Origin of the sequence: Streptomyces chrestomyceticus JCM 4735, from assembly GCF_003865135.1 — a bacterium.
In the GTDB taxonomy this organism is placed as follows: domain Bacteria; phylum Actinomycetota; class Actinomycetes; order Streptomycetales; family Streptomycetaceae; genus Streptomyces; species Streptomyces chrestomyceticus.
The window spans coordinates 9,185,142-9,207,188 of record NZ_BHZC01000001.1 but is presented as its reverse complement, the minus strand read 5'-3'; the positions used below and the strand labels follow the sequence as shown (position 1 = coordinate 9,207,188).

General features: G+C 69.9%; 15 protein-coding genes. 9 read left to right on the top strand and 6 right to left on the bottom strand.

The window, feature by feature from the left end:
- The first annotated feature begins 165 nt into the window (after positions 1-165).
- Complete coding sequence (locus EJG53_RS39745) at positions 166-585, top strand: SHOCT domain-containing protein (protein ID WP_125048949.1); 420 nt, start codon at positions 166-168, stop codon at positions 583-585.
- Between the two features lie 61 nt (positions 586-646).
- The gene (locus tag EJG53_RS39740) at positions 647-2,377 is read left to right on the top strand and encodes an alpha/beta hydrolase (RefSeq protein WP_174856513.1); all 1,731 of its coding nucleotides are present in this window, start codon (positions 647-649) and stop codon (positions 2,375-2,377) included.
- 54 nt (positions 2,378-2,431) lie between these two features.
- Here EJG53_RS39740 and EJG53_RS39735 read toward each other — a convergent pair whose 3' ends face one another.
- From EJG53_RS39735 to EJG53_RS39725, 3 genes are all read right to left on the bottom strand, one after another.
- A complete protein-coding gene (locus tag EJG53_RS39735; RefSeq protein WP_244955551.1) occupies positions 2,432-3,109 on the bottom strand; it encodes a CPBP family intramembrane glutamic endopeptidase in 678 nt (225 codons plus the stop codon).
- A gap of 317 nt (positions 3,110-3,426) precedes the next feature.
- The gene (locus tag EJG53_RS39730) at positions 3,427-9,522 is read right to left on the bottom strand and encodes a hypothetical protein (protein WP_125049899.1); all 6,096 of its coding nucleotides are present in this window, start codon (positions 9,520-9,522) and stop codon (positions 3,427-3,429) included.
- 83 nt (positions 9,523-9,605) lie between these two features.
- Positions 9,606-11,906 (bottom strand): hypothetical protein, encoded by a 2,301-nt coding sequence (locus EJG53_RS39725; RefSeq protein WP_244955549.1) that lies wholly within the window; start codon positions 11,904-11,906, stop codon positions 9,606-9,608.
- A 664-nt stretch (positions 11,907-12,570) separates the two neighbouring features.
- Between EJG53_RS39725 and EJG53_RS39720 the strand changes: the two genes are divergently transcribed.
- Positions 12,571-13,242, top strand: a complete 672-nt coding sequence (locus EJG53_RS39720) for a hemopexin repeat-containing protein (protein ID WP_125048948.1) — start codon at positions 12,571-12,573, stop codon at positions 13,240-13,242.
- A 156-nt stretch (positions 13,243-13,398) separates the two neighbouring features.
- Here EJG53_RS39720 and EJG53_RS39715 read toward each other — a convergent pair whose 3' ends face one another.
- On the bottom strand, positions 13,399-14,271 hold the full coding sequence (locus EJG53_RS39715; RefSeq protein WP_371858777.1) for a DUF4394 domain-containing protein: 873 nt from the start codon (positions 14,269-14,271) through the stop codon (positions 13,399-13,401).
- A 338-nt stretch (positions 14,272-14,609) separates the two neighbouring features.
- On the opposite strand from EJG53_RS39715, the gene EJG53_RS39710 reads away from it, so the two are divergent.
- The 4 genes from EJG53_RS39710 (at position 14,610) to EJG53_RS39695 (ending at position 19,588) form a co-directional block, all read left to right on the top strand.
- Complete coding sequence (locus EJG53_RS39710; RefSeq protein WP_244955548.1) at positions 14,610-15,854, top strand: PucR family transcriptional regulator; 1,245 nt, start codon at positions 14,610-14,612, stop codon at positions 15,852-15,854.
- Positions 15,855-16,080: 226 nt separating this feature from the next.
- Positions 16,081-17,532, top strand: a complete 1,452-nt coding sequence (locus EJG53_RS39705) for a carotenoid oxygenase family protein (RefSeq protein WP_125048946.1) — start codon at positions 16,081-16,083, stop codon at positions 17,530-17,532.
- Positions 17,533-17,616: 84 nt separating this feature from the next.
- Entirely contained in the window at positions 17,617-19,125 is a 1,509-nt protein-coding gene (locus EJG53_RS39700; RefSeq protein WP_125048945.1) for a hypothetical protein, read from the top strand.
- A gap of 37 nt (positions 19,126-19,162) precedes the next feature.
- Entirely contained in the window at positions 19,163-19,588 is a 426-nt protein-coding gene (locus tag EJG53_RS39695) for a DUF5955 family protein (protein WP_125048944.1), read from the top strand.
- Positions 19,589-19,759: 171 nt separating this feature from the next.
- On the opposite strand, the gene EJG53_RS39690 is transcribed toward EJG53_RS39695, so the two are convergent.
- Positions 19,760-20,482, bottom strand: coding sequence for a dienelactone hydrolase family protein (locus EJG53_RS39690; RefSeq protein ID WP_125048943.1), 723 nt, complete (start codon positions 20,480-20,482; stop codon positions 19,760-19,762).
- A gap of 329 nt (positions 20,483-20,811) precedes the next feature.
- Between EJG53_RS39690 and EJG53_RS39685 the strand changes: the two genes are divergently transcribed.
- Positions 20,812-21,315 (top strand): hypothetical protein, encoded by a 504-nt coding sequence (locus EJG53_RS39685; protein ID WP_125048942.1) that lies wholly within the window; start codon positions 20,812-20,814, stop codon positions 21,313-21,315.
- Here EJG53_RS39685 and EJG53_RS43175 read toward each other — a convergent pair.
- The gene (locus EJG53_RS43175) at positions 21,197-21,850 is read right to left on the bottom strand and encodes an oxidoreductase (protein WP_307721728.1); all 654 of its coding nucleotides are present in this window, start codon (positions 21,848-21,850) and stop codon (positions 21,197-21,199) included. The two genes, EJG53_RS39685 and EJG53_RS43175, sit on opposite strands and share 119 nt — an antisense overlap.
- On the opposite strand from EJG53_RS43175, the gene EJG53_RS43170 reads away from it, so the two are divergent.
- Complete coding sequence (locus EJG53_RS43170) at positions 21,758-22,006, top strand: hypothetical protein (protein ID WP_244955742.1); 249 nt, start codon at positions 21,758-21,760, stop codon at positions 22,004-22,006. The genes EJG53_RS43175 and EJG53_RS43170 overlap by 93 nt on opposite strands.
- Positions 22,007-22,047 lie beyond the last annotated feature (41 nt).

The window sequence follows — 22,047 nt, the reverse complement described above, 5'->3', positions numbered from 1 at the left end:
ATGAAGATGCGTACGCCGGTGACCCGCCTCGGCGGGGCGAGCCCGCGCATGCTCTTCCGCACCGCATGTCCCGCTCGGGACACCATCGCCGCTTTGCTCGGCCGCCCCGTTCCGGCGGAACGGCGTACGCAGGGCAGAACGAGCGAGGCAAGGAAGGAGAGGACGATGAGCGGTTCCGTCACGCTCGCGTACGACTATCCGCTGCTCGGCGTTTTCTGGACCACGTTCTGGCTCTTCATGTGGGTGTTGTGGTTCTTCCTGCTCTTCCGCGTCATCGGTGACGTCTTCCGCGACGACGGGCTGAACGGATGGGCCAAGACGGGCTGGATCATCTCCGTGCTCGTGGTGCCTTTCCTCGGTGTCTTCGTCTACGTCCTCGTCCGGGGACGCGGCATGGGCCGGCGCGAAGTGAGCAGGGCGCAGGCCCAGCAGGAGGCTTTCGACACGTACGTACGCCGGACCGCGGCGGAGACCGCGCCCCGCGCCACCCAGGCCGACGAGCTGACGAAGCTGTCCCGGCTCAGGGAGCGCGGCGACATCTCGGACGCCGAGTTCCAGCAGGCGAAGAGCAAGGTCCTGCACTGACGTCCCGGGTGGGAAACGGCCGTTGTGCTGTCCCAGTGGGGCCTTACCGACGGAGGTAGCCATGGCGGGAGACGCGTCGGAGTCACCGGGCGGCCCGCCCCCTCCTCCGGACACCGCGGCAGCGGCGGAAAGCCCCGGCCCGGCGGTACGGCGATCCCGTGGTCGCCGGAGACTGTGGTCCGTCACCCTCACCGGCTGCTGGGGAGCGCTCCTGTTCGCCTGCCTGTCGTTCACCCCGTCACTGCTCCCGCGCGGCGGCATCCTGCAAGGTCTGATCTGCGGTATCACCGCGGCCCTCGGCTATGCGGCCGGGGTGCTCGTCGCGCGGATGGGGCGCGCGTTCGCCGACCGGGAACCGCGGCCCCCGCGGCGCAGGTCCTGGACCGGCTTCCTCATCGGCGCCGTCATCCTCTTCGGGCTCTTCTTCGGCTTCGGGCAGTACTGGCAGTACGAGATCCGCCGGCTGATGGGGGTGACCGACTACAACGTCCCGCTCGCCGTGGCCTCTCCCCTCGTCGCGGCGCTGGTCTTCTGGCTCCTGCTCCTGGCCGCGCGCGGCATCCGCGGCCTGTACCGCCGGCTCGTGCGCCTGCTCAGGCACTGGATCGGGCCACGCGCCGCGTCCGCCGTCGGCTGGACCGCGGTCGCTGCCCTTGTCTGGGCGATCGTCACCGGAGTGCTGCTCGACGGCCTGGTCGGTCTCGCCAACCAGAGCTTCTCGCTCCGCGACACGACGACCGAGGAAGGGGCGCACCGGCCCACGACGACCCTGCGTTCTGGCGGGCCCGGCTCGCTCGTACCGTGGGACTCGCTGGGCCTGCAGGGGCGCAACTTCACCGGCACCGGCCCGTCGGTGTCCGCCATCGGAAAGTTCACCGGCCGTCCCGCGAAGGAACCGATCCGGTCCTACGCCGGACTGGCGTCGTCCGACGACGCCGAGTCCCGTGCCGCCCAGGCGGTCGCCGACCTGACCCGGCAGGGCGGCTTCCAGCGCAAGAACCTGCTCGTGGTGACGACGACCGGCAGCGGCTGGGTCGACCCCGCCGCGGTGGACTCCTTCGAGTACCTCAGCGGCGGCGACTCCGCCACGATCGCGACCCAGTACTCCTACCTCCCGTCGTGGCTCTCCTACCTGGTCGACCAGTCCAAGGCCCGTGAGGCGGGCCGCGCCCTCTTCGACGCCGTGTACGACAGTTGGTCGAAACTGCCGCCCGACCGGCGCCCCCGGCTGTTCGTCGCCGGGGAGAGCCTGGGGTCCTTCGGCGGCGAGACCGCTTTCAGCGGGGAGTACGACCTGCGCAACCGCACCGCGGGCACCCTGTTCGCCGGCCCGCCGGCCTTCAACACGCTGTTCCGGGAGTTCAGCGACCACCGTGACGCCGGCAGCCCCGAGGTACAGCCCGTCTACAAGGACGGGCGGACCGTCCGGTTCGCCAACGATCCGGCCGTGGAGATCCCGCCGGCGGACCGGCCCTGGAACGGCAGCCGTGTCCTGTACCTCATGCATCCGTCCGACCCGATCGTCTGGTGGAGCCCGCACCTCGTCTACAGCGAACCTGACTGGATCGGCCAGCACCCTGGCAGCGACGTGCTGGAACAGATGGTGTGGCTGCCGCTCGTGACGTTCTGGCAGGTCACCGCGGACCTTCCGTTCGCCGCCGACGTCCCGAGAGGCCACGGCCACACCTACACGACCGAGTACGTGGACGCGTGGAACGCCGTCATGCGGCCCTCGGACGTCACCGCGCAGGATCTCAGCCGCCTGAAAGACATCATCGCGGCCGAGAAGTGACCGCGTACGTCACGCGTCTCCGACCGGTACGTCCTTCACCCCCGCCCCACCTGGTCACCGCAGCAGAAAGCCCACCAGGTAGCCGAACGCGTTGACCGCCCAATGCAGGCCCATGGGCGCCAGCAGACTCCCGCTACGGCGGCGCAGCTCGCAGAAGAGCACGCCGGCCGCCCCGGTGAACAGCACCGCCGCCACCACGGCGGCCGCCGCACCGAGCGCGGAACGGCCGAACAGCGGCGTCAGGGCAGGCTTGTCAGCCGCCAGCCCCAGCGACGGCAGGACGTGCCACAACCCGAACAACATGCTCGACACGACCGTCGCCCACACCGCACCCCGTGCCCGGCGCACCAGGCCGTACAGCACACCCCGGAAGGCGACCTCCTCCAGCAGCACCGTACCGACCGGCACCGTGACCAGGACGCGCAACGCCACCTGACCGCCGGACAGCGCGCCGTACCGCTCGTCCGCGAACAGCCCCCGGGTGACCGGCAGCAGCGCCGCCACCGCATACCCCACGCCGACCAGCCCGATCAGCACCATCGCCCAGCATGCGCCGCGCTTGAGCGTCGCGGCATCCAGCCCCGCATCCGCCCACGTGCCACCGGCCCGGAACAGCACCCCCAGCAGCAGCGCACTGACCACGACGGCCGTCAGTACCCCGAACGACGGCGCCCATCGGCCGTTGACCAGGTTGGCAAGCACCAGCAGGGCGACCGTGATGCCCACAGCCACACCCGTGCCCATCGGCCGCGACGCGCGCGTGGCGCCGTCGGCAGAACCGTTCTCTCGACTCACGGCATGGCCCCTGAGGAGACTGCCGACCGAGGCCGCTGATGGTGTATCGGTCGCTGGGGCCATGATGTACCTGACAGCCGCCATGGCCAAGAGCCCTGGCATCACGCCGTGCGAGCCACTTTCCCACCGGTGGTCCCGTACCGCCAGCACAGGAGCGCAGCGGCAGTACGCCTTTCCCGAGCGGGGGCCAGCTGTGGGCAAGCTGATTGTGGAAGGCGTCCGGCCGCCCGGGGATGCGGGCGGCCGGACCGACGTCACACCGGAATCGCCACGCACTGGCGCAAGAGAGGTTCCAGGCGCATTTGAAGGCCCACCCGATCGAACACCTGGAGAGCGTCGAGGCAGTTGACGATCCACCGCGCCTCGTCCTCATCCTCGATCTTGAGCGCCACGGCGGTCACCGCGCCCTCCAGGTCGAACGGGTCGTCCTTAAACCCGTCGTCAAGGGCCCGGTATCCAGCGGCAAGCAGCGGGGCCGCGTACACACCGGTCGCCTCGACGAAGGCGCGGGCTTCGGCCGGATTCACGCGAAGGTCTGCCAAGCGGCGCAGTACTTCGCCGGGGTCGCCCAGTTCGCGGTGCAGTCGATAGGCCCGTTCGACCAGGAGCGGCCAGCCGCCGGTCAGCTCGTGGAGGCGGTGCAGGCGGTCTTCCGTGTGGAACATGCCGGCACGCTGAGCCCAGCCGCGCAGGCTGCGACGGTCGTGGCGGCGCAGCACCACCGGGGCGGCCGAAGTGGGTTCGGTGCCCGTCAGCAGGGGACGCCACAGGGCCAGCTGGGTGGTGTCGGTGACGAGGACGACCGCGCGGGTCACCCCAGGAGTGGCGGGCAGCAGCGTCTCGGCCAGGTCGACGGCCTCCCGGCAGGTCTCAGGCCGCACCGGGTCCCGGTAGTTGACGAAGTCACTGATGACGACACGTCGTTCGCGGGGGCGTCCTCCGGTGAGCTCCTGCTTGTAGACGCTGGGCTTTCCGACGGGCGGCAGCGTCCAGCCATCGATCGGCCCGGCGATCGTCCGCAGGGTCCGGGCGACGTCGGTGACTCCGGTGGCGGGTGTGCCGAGAACGACCCTGATGCGGTTGGACCGCTCACCGAGAAGATCGTCGAGCTGGGTGTTGGTCAACGGAGCCGGCTGATCTTCCGGCAGCTCCGGGCGGCCCTCCTGCACGATGCTCTCCTGAAGGGCACAGTCCTGTTCGGCCCTGAGCAGGCGGGCCTCCACCTCGTGGGAGGTACCGATCATGCGCAAGGCGTTGGGGCCGCGCAGATGCCAGCCCAGTCCGTCGTGGTTGGGCGCGAGGATGCCGAGGCCCACCATTTCGGAGAGGTAGGCACGAAAACCCTCGGTGTCGAGCTGTTCGAATCCCTTGCGCCAGTACGTCTCGCACTCCTCGCGCAGCTCGGTGTCGCTCAGCCGCACCTCCAGACCATGATGGCGGGCGTGGTACGCCAGTACGTTGGCTATCACGTCGTAGCGGTGGTCCAGGTTCAGCGTGTCCTTGAAGGCCGCCGAGATGCTGCTTCTGAGGGAGGCATCCGACTCCACGACCTCGATATCGGTCACTTCCACCTCGTAAGGGGGCCCCTCGGCACCGCGCCGTGCCCGCTTGCGGTGCATCAGTTCGACCAGCCGGTGCCCGAACATCTGCAGCAGAAAGGGCTGGTAGGAGCAGTAGCCGAGCACCCGGTTGACGAGGTCGAGGTCCTTGAACTCGAACCCGAGGGCCCGCATCGGCTCGACCAGGAGCTCGGCCGCGGACTGGGGAGCCAACGGACCGATCACCTTCGGGGTCTGCGCGAGATGGCCGAACGGCCCGTTGCTCGCGAGCTTGGAGAAGCGCTGTACGGAGTGCAGTCCGGCGAAGACGACCTTGGCGCGGTCCTTGGTGTCGGACCCGAGGCTCTTGAGCTTCTTGGTCTGGTCGAAGCGTGGGGCGTCCGCCTCGAAGAACTGGTCGCACTCGTCGAGCAGGATCAGCAGACGGCGGCGCGAGTCCCCGTCCAGCCAGGTCCGGATGCCGGTGCGTACCCGCTCGGAGATCTCCTGCCGCTTGTTCCGGCCCCCCTGCGGCCGGCCGTCGGACACTCGGGCTTCGGTCAGTTCCCGTTCCAGGACGCTCCACAGCGTCTCCGGGCCGAACGAGCTGCCCTTGCCGATGTTCTCCTGATCGAGGTTGACGTACACCGCCTGGTGGTAGCCGGGGCGTGCCTCCGTGAACCGTTCTCCGGCATCGGCAAGCAGTGCCGACTTGCCGAGCCCCCGGCCACCGTAGATCACCTGGGTGCCGCGCGGGTCGAGGATGCTCTTGCGTTCGGCGTCACGGCCGTAGAACATCTCGCCGCCGATCCGGCCGCGCTTCTCCCTAATGTACGGGTTGACGCCGGAGAAGGGCAGCAGGGTCTGCGTGGCGGTGCTGACCTGGCGATTGCCGCGGGCAGCGAGATAGGCGAGGGCCGCGTCGTCCACTACCAGCAGCGGCTGCAACCGGGCAGAGCCGACGGCGAGTTCGGTGCGCGCCTCGCGGCTCAGCGTACCGAAGTAGATGACGAGGAGGCTCGCGTCGCTGGTGTCCCGTTCCGCCCAGCTCATGACGACCTTGGCGGGTGGCCTGCCCCAGACCATCATCACCCGCAGGTTGCCTCCCTGCTCCGTGATCTGCGAGCCGAAGGCAGGTGCCTTCGCCCTGCCGTTGATCTCTACCCCGGTCGCTTCGAAGAGACGGTATTCCCGCCGGTGCTGGGACCGGTCGTCGAGTGGCCTGGCACTCTTGGCGTCGTAGCCGAGGAGCTTGAGGAGCGGCGGTACCTGTCTCGTCGGGGCCACTTGGAGCCGGTCGTTCCGCTCGGCGGAGGCCAGCGCGCGCCACTCGTCCAGGACGTCGGCCGCCAGTGCCGCCTCGTCGGTGGAGAGACCTCCGTAGTCCAGGACGGGAAGCATCGGATGCTTGCCGCCGGATCGGACCACGTCTACGAGATCGCGGTCGATGCCTCCCGGCAGGCCGTGGGGCACGGCCGGGAAGAAGTCGGGCAGGTGGGACTCGCCTCCCTCGATCTCCGGGACCGGTTCGCCGATCTCCAGGAAGTAGACGAGGTCGGCGGCGGTGGCCAGGTCGTTCGTTTCCAGGCGTCGCAGGACCTGGGTCCGCTCCTCCACGCTGGGATCCAGGGCGTCGAGGCGGGCGCGGATGCGGTCGGCCGCCTGCTGCCGGAAAGCGGGCAGGTCGCTCCGTACCATGTCGAGCGCCCGACGCACGTCCAGCAGGTCGTGCCGGTCGGCGTCCTCAAGGCGGTCATGGGCGTCGGCGAGCAGCTCCTGGAGGCCCAGGTCCTGGTCCTCGGTCACGGCGCCATCGGCCTGCGCGCGGTGCAACTCGGCGACGAGTTCCCCATGTGTCGTGCGCAGCTGGGTGCGCCGGTCGGCTTCCCGGGCGTCGATCTCGGCGGCTGCGGGCGGGACGAACTCCCCGGCTCCGGCCGCGGGAAGCAGCCCCTGTCCGGCCAGCTCGGCGAGGGTACGTGCCGCGGTGAAGGCATCGTGGGTGAGCCGCTCCTCGAAGGCGTCCTGCCAGCTCCGGTCGACCGCGGTGAGAAGCTTGTCGAGCGACGGACGCTCGTCGGGGGTCTCGCAGACCTTAAGCAACTCCGCGTCCAGCGCGAGTTCCAGGTCGACCGGACCGCCGGAACGCATGGTCCCGGTGTCGCCGGCCAGCAGAGCGAACAGGTCCTCCATCGAGGCGCGTGCCGCCCAGGCCGCCGCGGCCGATACGGCGTCCGCCCTCCGGGCCAGTCGCTCCAGCTCGTCCAGTACCGCCTCTCGGCCGTCCAGCAGTGACTGGCGCAGCGAGGCCATCTCCTTGGCAGCCCGATTGCCGTCGGAGCGGTCCCCGCGGCGAACACCGTCGACCGCCAGGCACCACTCCTTGACGCAGCCGACGACTCGCTCCACGAGGTGCACCAGGTCCTGACGCCCGGAGCCTTGCAGCGGCTTACCGCTGGACGAGCGGTGCTTGTGGTCCATGCGCTGGATCTCATTGTTGACCTCGGCCAGTTTCGACAGCCGCTCGGCCTGCTCGCGCACCTGCCGCATTGCGTCGCGGTGGTCGCCGGCGACGGCTTCGAGCAGCGATCCCAGCATCCCGTCGGGGGCCAGCCAGCGCTTGGCGATCTCTGTGGCCCGCGCGAACCGCAACCTCTGCGGTGCGAGCAGGGCACGGCTCTGCTCACGCAACTCCCGCAGCCGGGACTCGCTCTCCGAGGCGTCGGCAACCAGCGGGGAGGCGATCAGCAGGGCCCCGCTGAGGGCCCGGTCGGCGACGACGGTCGCCACCTCCCCGAGTCGGTCCGGGAGCCGGGGCACCAGCGCTTTGAGCTGAGCGCCTGCCGAGTGGTCGCCGGTGATCAGTGCTATACGCAGCAGGGCGGGCAGCAGGAGATGTTGACTGCCCTCGGTTTCCTGGCCCGCGTATCCGCCGAATTCCTGGAGCAGGTCCGCCGTCAGCCGGGCGCCCTGGCTGTCACCGGAGGTGAGCAGTACGGCGGCACCGGCCAGGCGGAGCGCCGCCACCTGTGACTCGGGGTGGCCGGCGGCCCTCGCCAGATGGTGGGCGAGGCCGAAGCGCCGATTCACGATCAGCTGTGCCAGGGCCCGCTCGGCCGCGATCTCGTCGGTGCCGTCGCCTGCGGACGGGACTGCTTCTGTGACGGGTGCGTCCTCGGTGGGACGGTCCGAAGGTGCGGCGAGCACCGGAAGGGGTGTGTCCGAGTCCGTGCGGGGTGCCGGGACGCTGCCGGCAGGGGGCACGGCCTGTACGTCGGTGGCGCGGACCGGCTCGGGGGTCGTCGTCCGGGCGGGCGGAGCCGCCTCCGGTTGGAAGGCAGGGTGCGGTGCGGCCTCCTCGGTGGAGCGGTCGGCGGTCTCTTCCTCCTGGTTGACCGACTGTACGTCCCCGTCCTCCACGGTTGTCTCGGCAGCGGCGGGCTCGGTGACATCGTCGGCCGCGGCCCCAACGGGTTCGCGACCGGTGTCGTCCGGCTGGGCCAACGTCAGTTCGGAGGCCATGAGCACCGCCATGGCGCATGCGGGCAGCACCCGCACCACCCGCTCCTGGAGAGCCAGGATCTCCGCTGCCGCATCTGCCTGCCGCCCCAGCCTGATGAGCCGGGCCAAAGCGGCCAGCGCAGCACTTTCCTCCCGCTGCGGCTCCTCCCACACCGGGGCGCCCAACAGACAGCCGGCCGCGCCGCGCACAGCTTCGACGGCAGCGGCGGCAGCGGCGGAGCTGTCCGGGCGGGAAGCGACAGTCAGCAGTTCCCGCAGCGGTTCCCGTGCCTGGAGGTCACGTTCGTGCATCGCCCGGTGCTCGCGTGCGGCGCGCTTCAACTGCTCCAGGCGGCGAGGCACCCCCTCGATGCCCGCCGTGCGGAACACTGCGTCGACGCTGTCGAAGACGGCCCCCAGCGCGGCCAGCGGAGCCAGATCCTCATCCAGCGGAGGGCGGCCGTCCACCACCGCAGCTGTCACCTTATCCGCGGCTTGCCGAGCGTGCGCGAGGGCCGGCTCCAGCTGGCGGCAGGCTGCCTCCGGGTCCGTTCCCTCGTCGGCCCGGGCGCTGTCGGTCGCCGCAGCGGTCATCTCGTGAGAGGTGCCGGGGCCGGGAACCACGGTCCCGGGAGCCTGGGCTTCTGTGCCCGGCCGGTCAGCGACGGCAGCGCGTCGCTGACCGTCGCCCGTGACCGGCGGCTCGTCCTCTTCCACCGCTCCGAGGGCGAAATCCTGATGTGCCTCCACGAGGGACCGCGCCGCGGCGCCGACAGCGGCGAGCTGAGTCGTTTCCTTGTCGTCGGCCGCTGCTCCGAGCCAGTCCTGGTCCGCGGCCCAGGCAAGGATGTGGGCATCGGCAACGGAGGCGTTGCACCAGGCGAACACCGTGGCCCGGACGAGCGTCGCGCCCCACCGGGTCACGGGGTCGGGAACCACCTCGCCGTCCTGCGGGAAGACGAAGGCGCCCACCTGATTCATCACGGTGATGGTCAGATCTTTGATCCCGCACGTGCAGATGTGCTGCCGCGACTCACGCCGCAGCCTGGCGAGAACATCCTGGCACAGGGCCCTGCTCACCCGTCGTGGGGCCGCCATGCGGATGCCCAGGCTGCCGAGCAGCTTCTGCCGGTCCCTCGGCCGCAGCGAATTGAAGGCCAGATCCACCATGTCGACCGTGAGGTCGTTCAGAGCGGTGACGGCCGGATGCTCCAAGGCGTTGAGCGCGGCGGCCAGGCCCTCAAGGTCTCGGGCCAGGACGCCCGGCGGGGACCACGGCGGCCCCGTGACGACGTGGTAGCGGTCCTGCATGTACGCGTACTCCGTTTCTGTAGTCACCAAGAAAGAAGTGAGGGGCCGGACGGCCCAGGGAAATACCGAAAAGCTGTGGCGGATCAGCGGCCGCGCGTGTGCTGGGTGACGAACGTGTAGCCATAGGGCAGATCCCAGCCGTCCGCCTTGCCGAGCCTGCGGCAGTGCTCCCGAAAGGCCGCGCGCTGAACGTCGCTGGGCGAGCACCCCGGTCGCAGGCGGCGCAGGTGGCCAGGGACGAACTGGATCCCCCGCAGCTCTTCACCAGCCGGCTCGATCCCGCCCCAGAGCCGTATCACCCGCGCCCGAATGGGGCGGTAGCCGATGAGAGGGATGGTCCGCTGTCCGTAGCGCGGCGGGAAATGCGGCTGGCCCCAGGCATCTCGGCTGCCGAGAGCCGGTTCCAGGAGCCGTTCCGCGAGCAGTTCGGCGACGGCCGATTCCAGGGCGGCAGCCTGTGACCGCGCCGGCGGTCGCCCGTAGACCGCGCTCGGCAGGACCGAACGGTCCATCAGGGCATGGCCGTCCAGGGTGAGCAGGCCGCAGCGGCGCACGGTGCGCATCACCAGCTGCCGGGGGCCGAGTCCGACCGCGCTGTCACCGTGGCGATCGCTTCCTGGAGCGTCCTCCCTGGTGAGCACACGAGGGTCGTAGCAGTGCCCAGTCTCACGGTCGCCGACCCGTACCCGTTCCGTGAGCCGCTCGGTAGCCAGGCGGATTACCGAGCCGTCACGGCGCCAGCGCAGCTCCAGCATCAGGCCGGGGAAGAAGTCGCGGGGCCAGGCGATTCTGGTCAACCTGCTTGATTCGTCGCCGAGTTCACCGCTGACGCTCTGCCTTGCCTCGTTCTCGCCCACCACCTCGCCCGCATGGACGAGTTCGAGGCGCAGTGCGGGACGCACACCGTGAGTCCGGCGCAGTTCCTCCACGACGCGCGGGTGCAAGGGGAACCAGCCGTCGATCAGCTGAACCAGCCGCAGGGGTGCCCGCCAGACGATCTCCTGCGCGCCGCTCCGCAGGAGTTCGCCGGTGCCGAGAGAGTCGTCGTCGGCCAGGGGTAGATCGATCGGCTCCAAGTCTGGCTCCGGCTCCGATGACGCGAGAAACGTAGACTTCCAGCCGTGCCCGGCCGGGGCCAGCGGGTCTCCGGGCGCTTCCGCGCCACCGGGGTGATGGGACCGCCACACGCCTCCGCCCTCGAAGGCGTCATCGAGCGTGATCCGGGAGCCGTTCGCGAACAGGCCTTGCACACTGTCCTTTCGGAGGACGTCGGCGAGCGCCATGTTCGCCCGGCACACCGCTGCGGCGTACCCCACTCCCCTGAGCGTTTCCGTCGCCCCCGGAAATCCGCGTAGCCGCGGCCCGATCGCCGTGTACACGGAGACCGGCGTGGTGAGACCGTAACGCCGCCTCCCCGGGGTGGCGGCGCGTTCGACCGACGCCGCAAGCGATCTCAGGTCGTCACGGCCCAGCGGTCCGGTGTCCTGCCGGCAGTCCGCGAGCGAAGTCCGGGGCATGGTGTAGTCACCCCACGTACGTAAGACCGCGCTGGAATGGAGCACGCCTCGGACCGTGTCGAGGATACCGAGCAAGCCCGCCCGCAAATCGTCGTCGTGCGTGCTGCCCACCAGTGCGGCCAGGGACACCGGCACGAAAGGGCTGAGCAGCTGCTCGCGTGCCGTCGTCAGGAGGTGGTCCGCGTAGGATGCCAGGTCGTCGCGCCGGGCCGCCTCCGGGGACGGGTAGCGGACGTCGACGACGACGTGTCCGTCCTCGTTGATCCAGCGCCGACGCGTGCGTAAGCGGTGGAGCTGCGCCGCTGACAGGCTCAGAGCCGGGCCGAAGGCATGGAGGTCCGGGACCAGCAACTCCCTGCGCCGTGGTGTGGCTCCGCTTCCCGGGCGCCCAGGGCCCTCGGCGCCTGCAGGCGCCCCCGACACCCAGGCCGGTACGTCTCCGAGGGCGCCTACTTCGGGGTGTGCGCCCTCCCGATAGACGATCTCGGCGTACAACGGATCCGACCCGGTGGCGACACACACCATCGCGCCGACCGGGAGCACGGGGGCACACTCACCAAAGGTGATCACAGGGAAAGCGTCGAGGCAGAGCGGGCTGCCGCCGTAACCGTCGCCGCCGAGGTCGTACCCGAAGTACACGGCGTTGAAGGCGACGGTAGTGTGCACGGGCGCCGGGCGGGCAGCGGCAACCGCTTCGAGATAGTCCCGCAGCCGATCCCGTTCTTCGTCGGGTACGGCGTCATGGCCTTGCGTCATGGCAGAAGTCAGCAGAGCCCGGTCGCCGTACGGATCAGGCACCTGCGCCCTGTCGGGGGGCGTCGATGACGCGTCCGGTCCCCCACGTTCGTCAAACTGTTGCTGATACATACGGGTCCCCACCCATGGTGCTTCCGCCACGCTTCAGGCCGCTCCGGCCTGACGTGCGGTTATTCCTGCAGGGTATGCCGATCCGGCCCGATCCGGAAGCGCTTTCGTCACATACGTGACCGCATGGTTCGACACCGCAGGGAGCATGAGGCAGTGAGCCGGCGTTGGCCCGGCCCCGGCGATGCCGCGGGCATCGTCACACCCGTAGAGCATGGCGGCCGTCTCCGTGCTGGCGTGGAAGCGGGCTTCCCCATGGAACTGCACCGCACGGCATCCACAGCGTCATCACGCGAAGCGCCGAACAGTGAGATGTGAATGCCTCGGCAGCATGACCGCCCGAATTGCTGAATCACGAGAAATTTCGAAGAGAGCGCACACGACAGCCTGTGAATAAAATTTCCCCGCCTCCCATTGACTACCTGCACCCACTTTCCTGAAGTTTCGCGAGGAATTTCGAGGTGTGCAGGTGACAGGAGAGGTGAAATGGGAGTTCAGGTGAACGCGGTATGGCGCGAACTGAATGGCGGTGCAGAGAGGAATGAGCCGATGCGCGGGGGCGGCGTGACACGACCGTAGTGGGCTGGCAGGGTGACAGGCACGAGCTCGAACAGCCGCCGGCCGGCAGGCGTCAACCAGACCCGACGACTGCAAGAGGGTGTGGAACGTGGCAGAGCAGACCGCTGCACCGGGTTCCTTCTACCGGCGCGTCGACGCCGTGGTGAGGGCCAAGGGCAACGACCCCATCACGTGGGTCCTCAAGGACAACTCCTACGTGCGCTACGACATGAAGGAGAACCACGGGTTCGAGGGGTACCCCAAGCTCATCGAGGGCAACTGGCCCGGTCTGGTGGACAGCTTCGGGCGCAGCATCGACGCCGCGCTCAACCGCCGGGACCAGCCGAACGTCGTGTACCTCTTCAAGGACAGCCAGTACGTCCGCTACGACCTGGACTCCGACAAGGTCGAACCGGGCTACCCGATCAGCATCGCGGAGGGCTGGAAGGGGCTGCCGCCGGACTTCCAGCTCGGCGTCGACGCGGCCGTCAACCACCAGAGCAGCCCGAACGTGAGCTGGTTCTTCAAGGACGACCTGTACATCCGCTACGACGTCGTGAACGACAAGCTGCTGGGCGGCCCGACGCCCATCCTGCGCGGCTGGCGCGGGCTGCCGGAGAACTTCCAGCGGGGCATCGACGCGGCCGTCAACTCCGTGCTCGACACGGACAAGGTGTACCTGTTCAAGGACGACCAGTACGTCCGCTACGACCTGGTCAGCGACAAGACCGACAACGGTTACCCGCTGCCGATCGAGGGCAACTGGAACTTCTTCGCGTGAGCCACGCGGCCTGAGGTCCACGGCGGTTCGGCGTCCCGTCCGGCTGGTTCGGGCGGGGCGCTGTTGCGGGCACCGACGGTGACGTCGGTGCCCGCAGCGGTTCACGCGCCGCGGCCCGGTGGTGGCCGGGCCGCGGCGCAGGCAGGGCCGGCCGGGTCAGGTGCCGGTGAGGGAGACGGCCAGGTCCGTGATGTTCAGCGGGAACTGCCTGATGGGTGTGGCCTGGCCGGTGAGGACGTTCACGCTGTAGAGCGACGGGTTGGCGGCGCCGTTCGGGGTGAGGGAGGCGAAGGCGGCGTTGTCGACCGTCTGCCCGTCGGACAGCGTGCTGTAGATGTCCAGGCCGGCCTTGAGCCCGGCGTTGACGCCGAGCTTGCCGGTCGGGGCGAGCGTGCCGCTGTTGGCCGGGGACTGGAGGACGATCTGGTCGTTGGTCGTGTCGACGTCGGCCAGGGTGGTCGCGGTGGCCGCACTGCGGTCGTTGTTCGTGTACGCGGCGGCGGTGACGCCCTTGGCCGCGCCCTCCTCCCCCGGGAAGTTGAGGTTCTGGTCCTGGACGGTCGTGTGGTTGTTGAGGTTGTGCCGCAGGTTCTGCCCGTTGTCGCTGATCACCCGGAGCCGGTCGGCCGCCGGGTTGAAGTCGACGCCGAACGCCGTGCCGCGCAGGTCGTACTGAAGCTGGGACACCTTGGTGACCTGGACGTCCTCGTCGCCCGTCGGGATCTTGATCGTGTAGATGCCGCCCTTGTTGCCGACCCCGTACAGCAGGCCGTCCTGCACCCGGAAGTCGATGCCGATCAGGCTCGTGTCGCCGACGAGGCCGTCGACGGCCCTGACCCAGTCGAGGACCTGCGGCCGGTCGGTCTTGAACCCGGCCATCAGGGTGCCGTCGCCGGTGATTCCGTACGCACGCAGGCTGGGGACGGCGGGCGCCGCCGTACCGGTGCCCGACGTGCCGAGCATGAGCGTCACCGAGGTGCCCATGGCAACCATGGTCGCCACTATTTTCTTGCGCGTGCTTGCCTTCATCGGAGCATCCCTCCAGATTGAGCGAGCGTCATGGTGAGGCGCTGGCTGGGAATTCTCGTGCGCCCGCCCGTACTCCCGTACTGATGACCGGAATCATTCCTGGGTGGCGCCCGGAATGACTGTCGCGGTGTTCCCCCACGGGCGTACATGCGGTTCTCATTAAGACGGCTTCACTGCTCCTCCACAAGCGGAAGAGGTGATGAGAACGTCCCGGTCCGGGAATTTTGCGCGCTGTGACAAAGCCTGGTCGCGTACTTGCCGCCGTTTTGTGCGCACTGCTGAACACCGTCCGGATCCCGCCTGTCGGCCGGTTCGCCCGGAAGGGCATGCTCGTGCCCGTGGGGAGCCTCTTCGTCGGACTCGCCCGGCAGGCTTCGGCCAACGCCCGCCGGGAGGTCGAGGCGTACACGCGCGAGATCCCGGAGTTCGGGTTCCTGGAGAAGGACTCCCGGGCCCGGGCCCGGACGCTGGAGCACGCACTGTGGCTCCGGCGGCGGACCGTCGAACTGTCGCCGGACAACAGCGAGTTGTCCGTACGTGACCTCGGCTACATCGCGTCGATGGGGGAGCTGCGGGCCGAGGCGGGGATGTCGCTCGACGCACGACAGCGGGTCCTGGGGCTGCACGCCGCTCTCATGCTGCGCGAGATCAACGAGGTGACCGAGGCCCAGCGCGGCGACGGTGTCGAAGAAATCATGCGCCTGATGACCTGGTTCGCCCCGCAGGGCGATCGCGGCATCGGCGCCTACTGCCAGGGATTCGTACGGGTACTGCGCCGCCGGAGGCAGTACGTCGAGCAGGTCGCCCTGCTGACCCGGTCCCTGCTGAACGGAGATCCCATAGCGGCGGAACTCGCCGCGGCCGTCGACGTGGAGCTGCCGGACCACTGGGTGGTCACGGTGTTCCGGATGCCGGTCCGCCCCGCCGCGGACCGTTTCCTGGAAAACGAGATCGAGACTTTGGTGAAGAGCCACCGGACGCCTGTCATGTGGGGCCGGGAGTACAGCGACGGAAGCGGTGAGCTGATCGCTCTGGTTCCGCTGACTTCCCGTACGGCGCGAAACGAGGACGTACCGTCGCGCACCGTTTCCGACCTCCTGCCCGAACTCGCCCCCGACCACCTGTCCGAGCTCGTACAGGACTTCGCCCTGGCCCTCGGCCGGCCCTGTGCCGTCGGCACCGCCACCGCACCGCTGCCCGAACTGGCCGACGCCCTCGACCGGGCCCGCCGGATCAGCCGGGCGGCCCCGCTGCGCCGGGCCTCCGCCCGGCTCCGGGCGCACACCCTGGCCGACGTGTTCATCGAAGTCACCGTCGTGGACGTGCCCTTCGTCGACGCCTGGCTACGTGACGTAGCGCGGCAACTGGACTCCGGCCCGGACCTGCTCGTCACCCTCGACGCGTACTACCGCCACGACATGCACCGCGGCGCCACGGCGACCGCCCTCAACGTCCACACCCGCACCCTGGACTACCGCCTCCGCCGGGTACGGGAACTCACCGGCATCGACCCCGGCTCGACACGGGGCGTCCGCACACTCAGCGCGGTCGTCACCAGGCGCCTGTCGGGGGCGTGGCGCTGAACCCGTCGGGGCCCGTACGGGCTTGTGGGAACGGGTGGGGACTTGTGGGGCCCGTCAGGCACGCCGGGCCGGGTGGCCGCCGTAGCTGTAGCTGCCCCGGAGCAACCACTTCGCGAGGACGGCGGCTGACGCGCGCCGAAAGAACAAGACTGCCGTCGGGATGCCGACTGCGGGAACCTGGCTGCCGCGCCCAACGGCAGAAGCACCCCACGGCAGGAGACCGCAGATGACGACGCCAACGGGTTCCCCCACACCCACATCCACGACCACCCCCCTACACCTCTCGGGCAACAACGCGCCGGTCGCGGCCGAGGTCACCCACCGGCCCAGCGAGGTGACTGGCACCGTGCCCAAGGAACTGTGCGGCCAGTACTTCCGCAACGGGCCCAACCCGCGCAGCGGCTGGTCGCCCCACTTCTTCGCCGGCGACGGCATGCTCCACACCGTCGCGCTGGCGGACGGCCACGCCACCTGGTACCGCAACCGCTACGTACGCACCCCGCTGTACGCACAGCCGGGCGCCTCCCGCCTCGCCCTCGCCTTCGACCCGGCCACCTCACGGATCGACTACCGCGTCACCACGGCCAACACCCACCTGATCGCCCATGCCGGCCGGCTCTTCGCCCTCGAAGAAGGCGGCTTCCCCTACGAGGTCACCCCCGACCTGGCGACCCTCGGGGTCTTCACCTTCGACGGGGCGCTGACCACGCCCATGACCGCTCACCCCAAGACCTGCCCCCTCACCGGGGAGCTGCACTTCTTCGGCTATCGCCTCAGGCCGCCGTACCTGACCTACTACCGGGCCTCCGCGGCGGGCGAAGTGCTCCAGAAGCAGACCGTGGACCTGCCGCGGGCGGTCATGATGCACGACTTCGCCCTCACCGCCCACCACGTCGTCTTCATGGACCTGCCGGTCGTCTTCGACGCCGACCGCGCAGCCGCGGGCGGCCCGCCCTGGCGGTGGGACGACGGACACCACGCTCGTTTCGGCATTCTGCCCCGGACCGGGGAAGCTGCCCGCGTACGGTGGTTCGACGTCGCTCCCTGCTACGTATGGCACACGATGAACGCCTTCGAGACCGACGGGACGATCACCCTCACCGGCACCCGCGTCCCGACCCTGTGGCGTCAGGGGCCGCAGGACCTCAGCGGCGGTCTGCCCACTCTGCACCAGTGGGTGCTCCACCTGGCCACCGGCAAGGTCACCGAGACCCCGCTGGACGACACTCCCAGCGAATACCCCCGCATCGCCGACACCGCCATCGGCCTGCCCCACCGCTACGGCTACACCGCAGGCTTCACCCTCGACGCCGAGCCCCGGCACACCGAGGTCCACAAATACGACCTGGCCCACGGCGCCCGGCGCAGCACCCACCGCTTCCCCACCGGCCACATCTGCGGCGAGCCCGTCTTCGTCCCCCGCTCCCCCACCGGCCATGGATCCAACCAGGGATCCGTTCAGGAAGACGACGGATACCTGCTGACCTTCGCCCACGACCGCTCCCGCGGCACCAGCTACCTGGCCGTCCTGGACGCCGCCGACCTCGGCGCGGCCCCGGTCGCCGAGGTCCATGTGCCGGTCCGTATACCGGCAGGTTTCCACGGCAACTGGGTCCCCGGCACCTCAGGTGTCGCGCCTGGGCTTCCGGCAGCGGCCGGCGCTCCGAACGGGCCTTGATCCCCTCCCCACGCCCCTTACCCAGCGGCAGATCACCTGCTGTAATCGGCGGTGAGCGCAACAGCGCGCGAACGGGGGTTCGCGATGAGTTCCGACTGGCCCGGCCCTTCCCCCGGGCCGCCGATACCTGCCGTACCGCCCCGGCCCCGTCGGCCGCCCGAGCCGCCGGCTCCCTCACGGCAACTGATCGAGCACCACGCCGGACCCCCGCGCGGAACCGCGACCCGCTACCTGTGCGCAGCCGGCTATCTGGACCGTACGTTTCGCGATGCCGTCATCGCGGAGCTGGTCGAGCACCCCTACCGTGTACCCGCGCCGTCGCCCGGCACCGAGCTGGTACGGGTGCTCCACGAGTGTCTGCGGGCCCGGCGTGCGCCGTTCCTGGCGGGGCTGGCGATGCTGGGCGTGCTGGCGTTCGGCGTACTCTCCGGGCACTGGAGTGCCACGCTGCCGGCCCTCCTCACGGTGGCCTTGCTGCGGCTCATCGGGGCAGGCGCCAGTGCGGCGACCGTCGTCCCGCCCGACGAGACGGTACGGGCCCGCTCGTCCGCGCGGCGCACGCTGAGTGCTGCCGGCCAGTTGGCCGCCGCCGTGGTACTGGCCGGGATGCTGGTGTCCGTCTGGGTGCCTACGCAGAACGGACGCACACTCTTCGAGCGCGAAGTGCTTCCGCGCCTGCCCGCAGACACGCCCTTCACCGTGACGGCGCCGGGGCTGGCGGCGTACGTCCTGGAGCTCGGCCGGGGCCGCGAGTACCCAGGAGATGTGCTGCACCGGCTGACCGTCGGTGACCGTGTGTTCCGCCCCGGTCTGCGCCGGGGGCCTGCCACGGACTGGCTCGGTGGCATGTCGGCACCGGTGCCTGGCACGGGCGGCGCGGTGAAGCTGGACCACCGCTGGGCCACCGCACTGGATCTGTTCGGGCACGAACGTCTGCGGCGCTTTCTGACGATCCGGGCCGGCAGTTGGCAGGAGGAGGTCGTCACCACCGTCCTTGTACGGGCCATCACTCAGGGCAAGGTGCTGCACCTGGAGTGGCAGCCTTACCTGCTCCCACCGACCGCCACCGCCTACCGGGTCGTGGACTCGTTCGCGCCCCTCGATCTCCTGGCCGACGGGCCGACGGTGATGGGACAGGCTGCCTGGGGGCTGGGCCGGGACATGGGCGCCGCCATCGGCCAGATCTTCCGTACGTGGGCGTCCGCCGCCCGGGCCATGCGCCATCGCGGCCGCTACCGCCGGCTGGTCCGCAACGGCTATGCCGTCAACCACGCTCCGGCCATCAGCGTGCGCGAGTTCGGTGCGGAGGAGAAGTTCCAGAACGTCTTCCAGGAAGCCGATGTGCAGCGCTTCTTGAGCACGGTCTGGGTGCGCACCCAGACCGCGGTGCTCACCCTGCTCAAGGAGCGCGGCTACGACGTCAGCGCGTTCGAACAGCAGGCACAGAACATCGTCAACAACAACATCAACAACGGAACGCAGATCAACGGCGGCACCCAGCACGGCCCCGTCGCGGGCGGCCCGGGCGCCAGGGCACGGGTCACTCCGCCGCAGCCCCGCGTGGGGGCTCGGTCCGGGTCCCGGGCCACCTGACCATGGAAACCGCAGACAGCTCGCCGAGGAGACCATCATGACGCCGGACGGGCCACGTGCCCACCGCAATGAAGGCGTTCAGATCAGCGGCGGTACGCAGTACGGCCCCATCGCCGGCGGCCCCGAGGCGCAGGCGACCGTCTACCAGGCATACTCCGTAGACCCGTCGTCCGCCGGACCGCTCCCCGCCCAACAGGAATTGCTCCAGGCAGTGGCAGCCCTACGTCGCGACCTCGCCGCGCTGGTTGCCGAGCGGCCCGGGGCGCTGGAGCCGGATGCGGCACAGGACGCCGAGCAGAGCCTGGCCCAGGCCGACTCGGAGGCCGGCCAGGCACAGCCCCGGCAGGGCCGGCTGCGGCGCCGCGTTCAGGCCGTCGCCGACGCGCTGGGAGACGTCGGCGCGCTGGCGGCTGGTGTCACCGCCGTCCAGGTGGCCTTCGACAGGCTCTTCGCCTCCGGGTAGCCGGTACGAGCCGCCCGGCGGCCGAAGCTTCGAGTGGGTACGGGGAGTAAGGCCCTGCGTGAGTTCGGCGGGGACAACGGGACGCCGCAAGGCGGCCGTTCGCGGACCGGCAACTCACGACAGCACTGGCCCACACCGCTTACCGTCCGCTGCCGTCCTGACGGCCCGGCCTCACCTCAGGTGCCGGTCGAAGAACCGTCCCCCGTCCTCCAACTCGAACCACGGCGTGCCGGTGTGCCCGCCCATATTGGCGTGCAGCGTCTTCTCCTTGCTGCCGAAAGCGTCGAACAGATCCAGCGCCCGCTGCCGGGGGTTCCCTTCGTCGTCCCACTGCAGCAGCAACAACAGCGGAATGGTGATCTGCCGGGCCTCCTCGCGCTGGGCGCGAGGCACGTAACCCCCGGCGAAGAAACCGGCGGCCGCGATACGCGGCTCGACCGCCGCCAGCCGAATACCGACGGCGGTCCACCCCGAGTACCCGACCGGGCCGCCGATCTCGGGCAGCGCAAGGAGGGCGTCCAGGGTGCTCCGCCATTCCGGAACCGCCTTTTCGACCAACGGACCGACAAAGGACTCGAAGATGTCGTCAACCGGCTCGCCCGCCTGCATAGCCCGGCGGAGGTCGGCGCGAGCCTGCTCGTCGGCGGCGGAACGGGGCCGGTCACCGCACCCGGGGGCATCGATGGCGGCCACCGCGTAGCCGTACGCCGCGGTGTGCCGGGCCCGGGCCACCAGCCGCGCTGCCGCCTTGGGCAGGCCGTTGTTGTGAGCCATCAGGATCAGCGGAGCCGGTGCGGCGGACTCAGGGGTCCACAGGGTGCCGGGGGTCTCTCCGAGGGTGAATTCGCGTTCCAGGGTGCCGTCGTCGAGACGTTGTGCGGAAGTGAAGTGCATGGCCGTACCTTTCGGGAGGCTCGTGAACGGCGCTCCCGGACGACCTATCGCCCGACCGCGACCCCAGAGGGGAGCACCCATGTCGATACTGCGTTCACGGGTACCACCTCCTCGTTCTCTCGCACGGTCGCCGGAAACGTAGCAGTGGCCGTGGTGGTCCGGCCAACGGTTTTCGCGGAGGCTCCGTGGCCGGACACCACGGAGGCGGGGCACCATGCCGCGTTACTGGAGTTACTTGGGCCTTCATCGTGGCTCTCCGCGGCGAGGCCCTTAGCATCCATGCTTCATGGTCCGGCTGAGCGGCTTTTTCCTACTGTGCGAGGTACTTGATGGGCAGATTGCTGGATTCCTGCGATACGACGGTGTCGGCGAGCTACCGGCTGTTCGGGCTGGTCGACACGACCATGGGAGCGGAGACGTTCGATGATGACGCGGACAGAGCGAAGTGGCTGCTTCCGGGGCCGGGCCTGGTGTATCTGCAGGTGCCCTCGGAGGTGGTCACGACGGTGATACGGCTGGAGTCGTGGACCACTGCACCGGCGCTGCCGCCCGGTCCGTGGGCGGGGCGTGAGGAGGTCGAGGTGGACCTTCCCGAGGGCGAGCTCGGTCTGCAGACCGTCGACGGCGGGCTGACGGAGATCCCGCTGGTGTTGCCGTCGCCCGGAACCTACCGGATGCGGTGGCAGTGGGTGTTCAACCCGGACGCGGGTCCTTTCACCTCGCCTCTGCGGGGTTGTTCCGACGTGCTGGCCACGCCGAGCGGCCATGAAGCCGCTCTGAACGGGGAGGATCAGTATTGCCTGGTACAGATCTGGCGGACCGCCGCCGCCTGAACCGCGTCGAAGGGATCGCAGGGCAACGCCTCGTGTCGTAGGCAGCCAGGTGCGGTAGCGGCGTAGTGCTCGTCGCTGTCGGAGTTGTTCGGTGATCAGGGCGTAGGCCGGGTGGGTGCCGGGGGTGGGGTGGGTTCCGCGGGCCAGGTGGCGTCGTTGGTGGCGGAGCTGAGTTCCACCGCGACGGCGAAGGACGGTGAGACGGCGGCGCGGACGACGTCCAGCAGCGTCCGGGCCCGGTTTTCGAGCGGTCCGCCCCACGCGTCGGTGCGCCGGTTGACCAGGGGGACAGGAACTGCGACAGCAGATAGCCGTGCGCGGCGTGGATCTCCACGCCGTCGAACCCCGCCGCTTCGGCCCGTGCGGCCGTGACCGCGAACCGGGCCACGGTGGCCTCGATCTGTTCGGGCGTCATGGCGATGGGACGTCCGAACCGGCTGTTGTGCTTGCCCAGGTCGACGCCCACGGCGGACGGGCCCCACACCACACCGGGCATGTCCGCCTGGAGCTGGCGGCCGGGGTGGTTGATCTGCATACACACGGCTCCGCCGCCGGACTTGGCGGCCGTGGCCCACTGGGTGAACGGCTCCAGCGGCGCGGCGGCCTCGACGCCTCCACCCCCGAGGCGGTCGCCGGGCAGGTCCGCGGCGCCGTCCATGCGCTGTGCGCCGCCTCATCGGCGATCCCGTAGGCGGCAACCGAGCGAGCAGGCGGCATCTGGGCGGGCCCGCT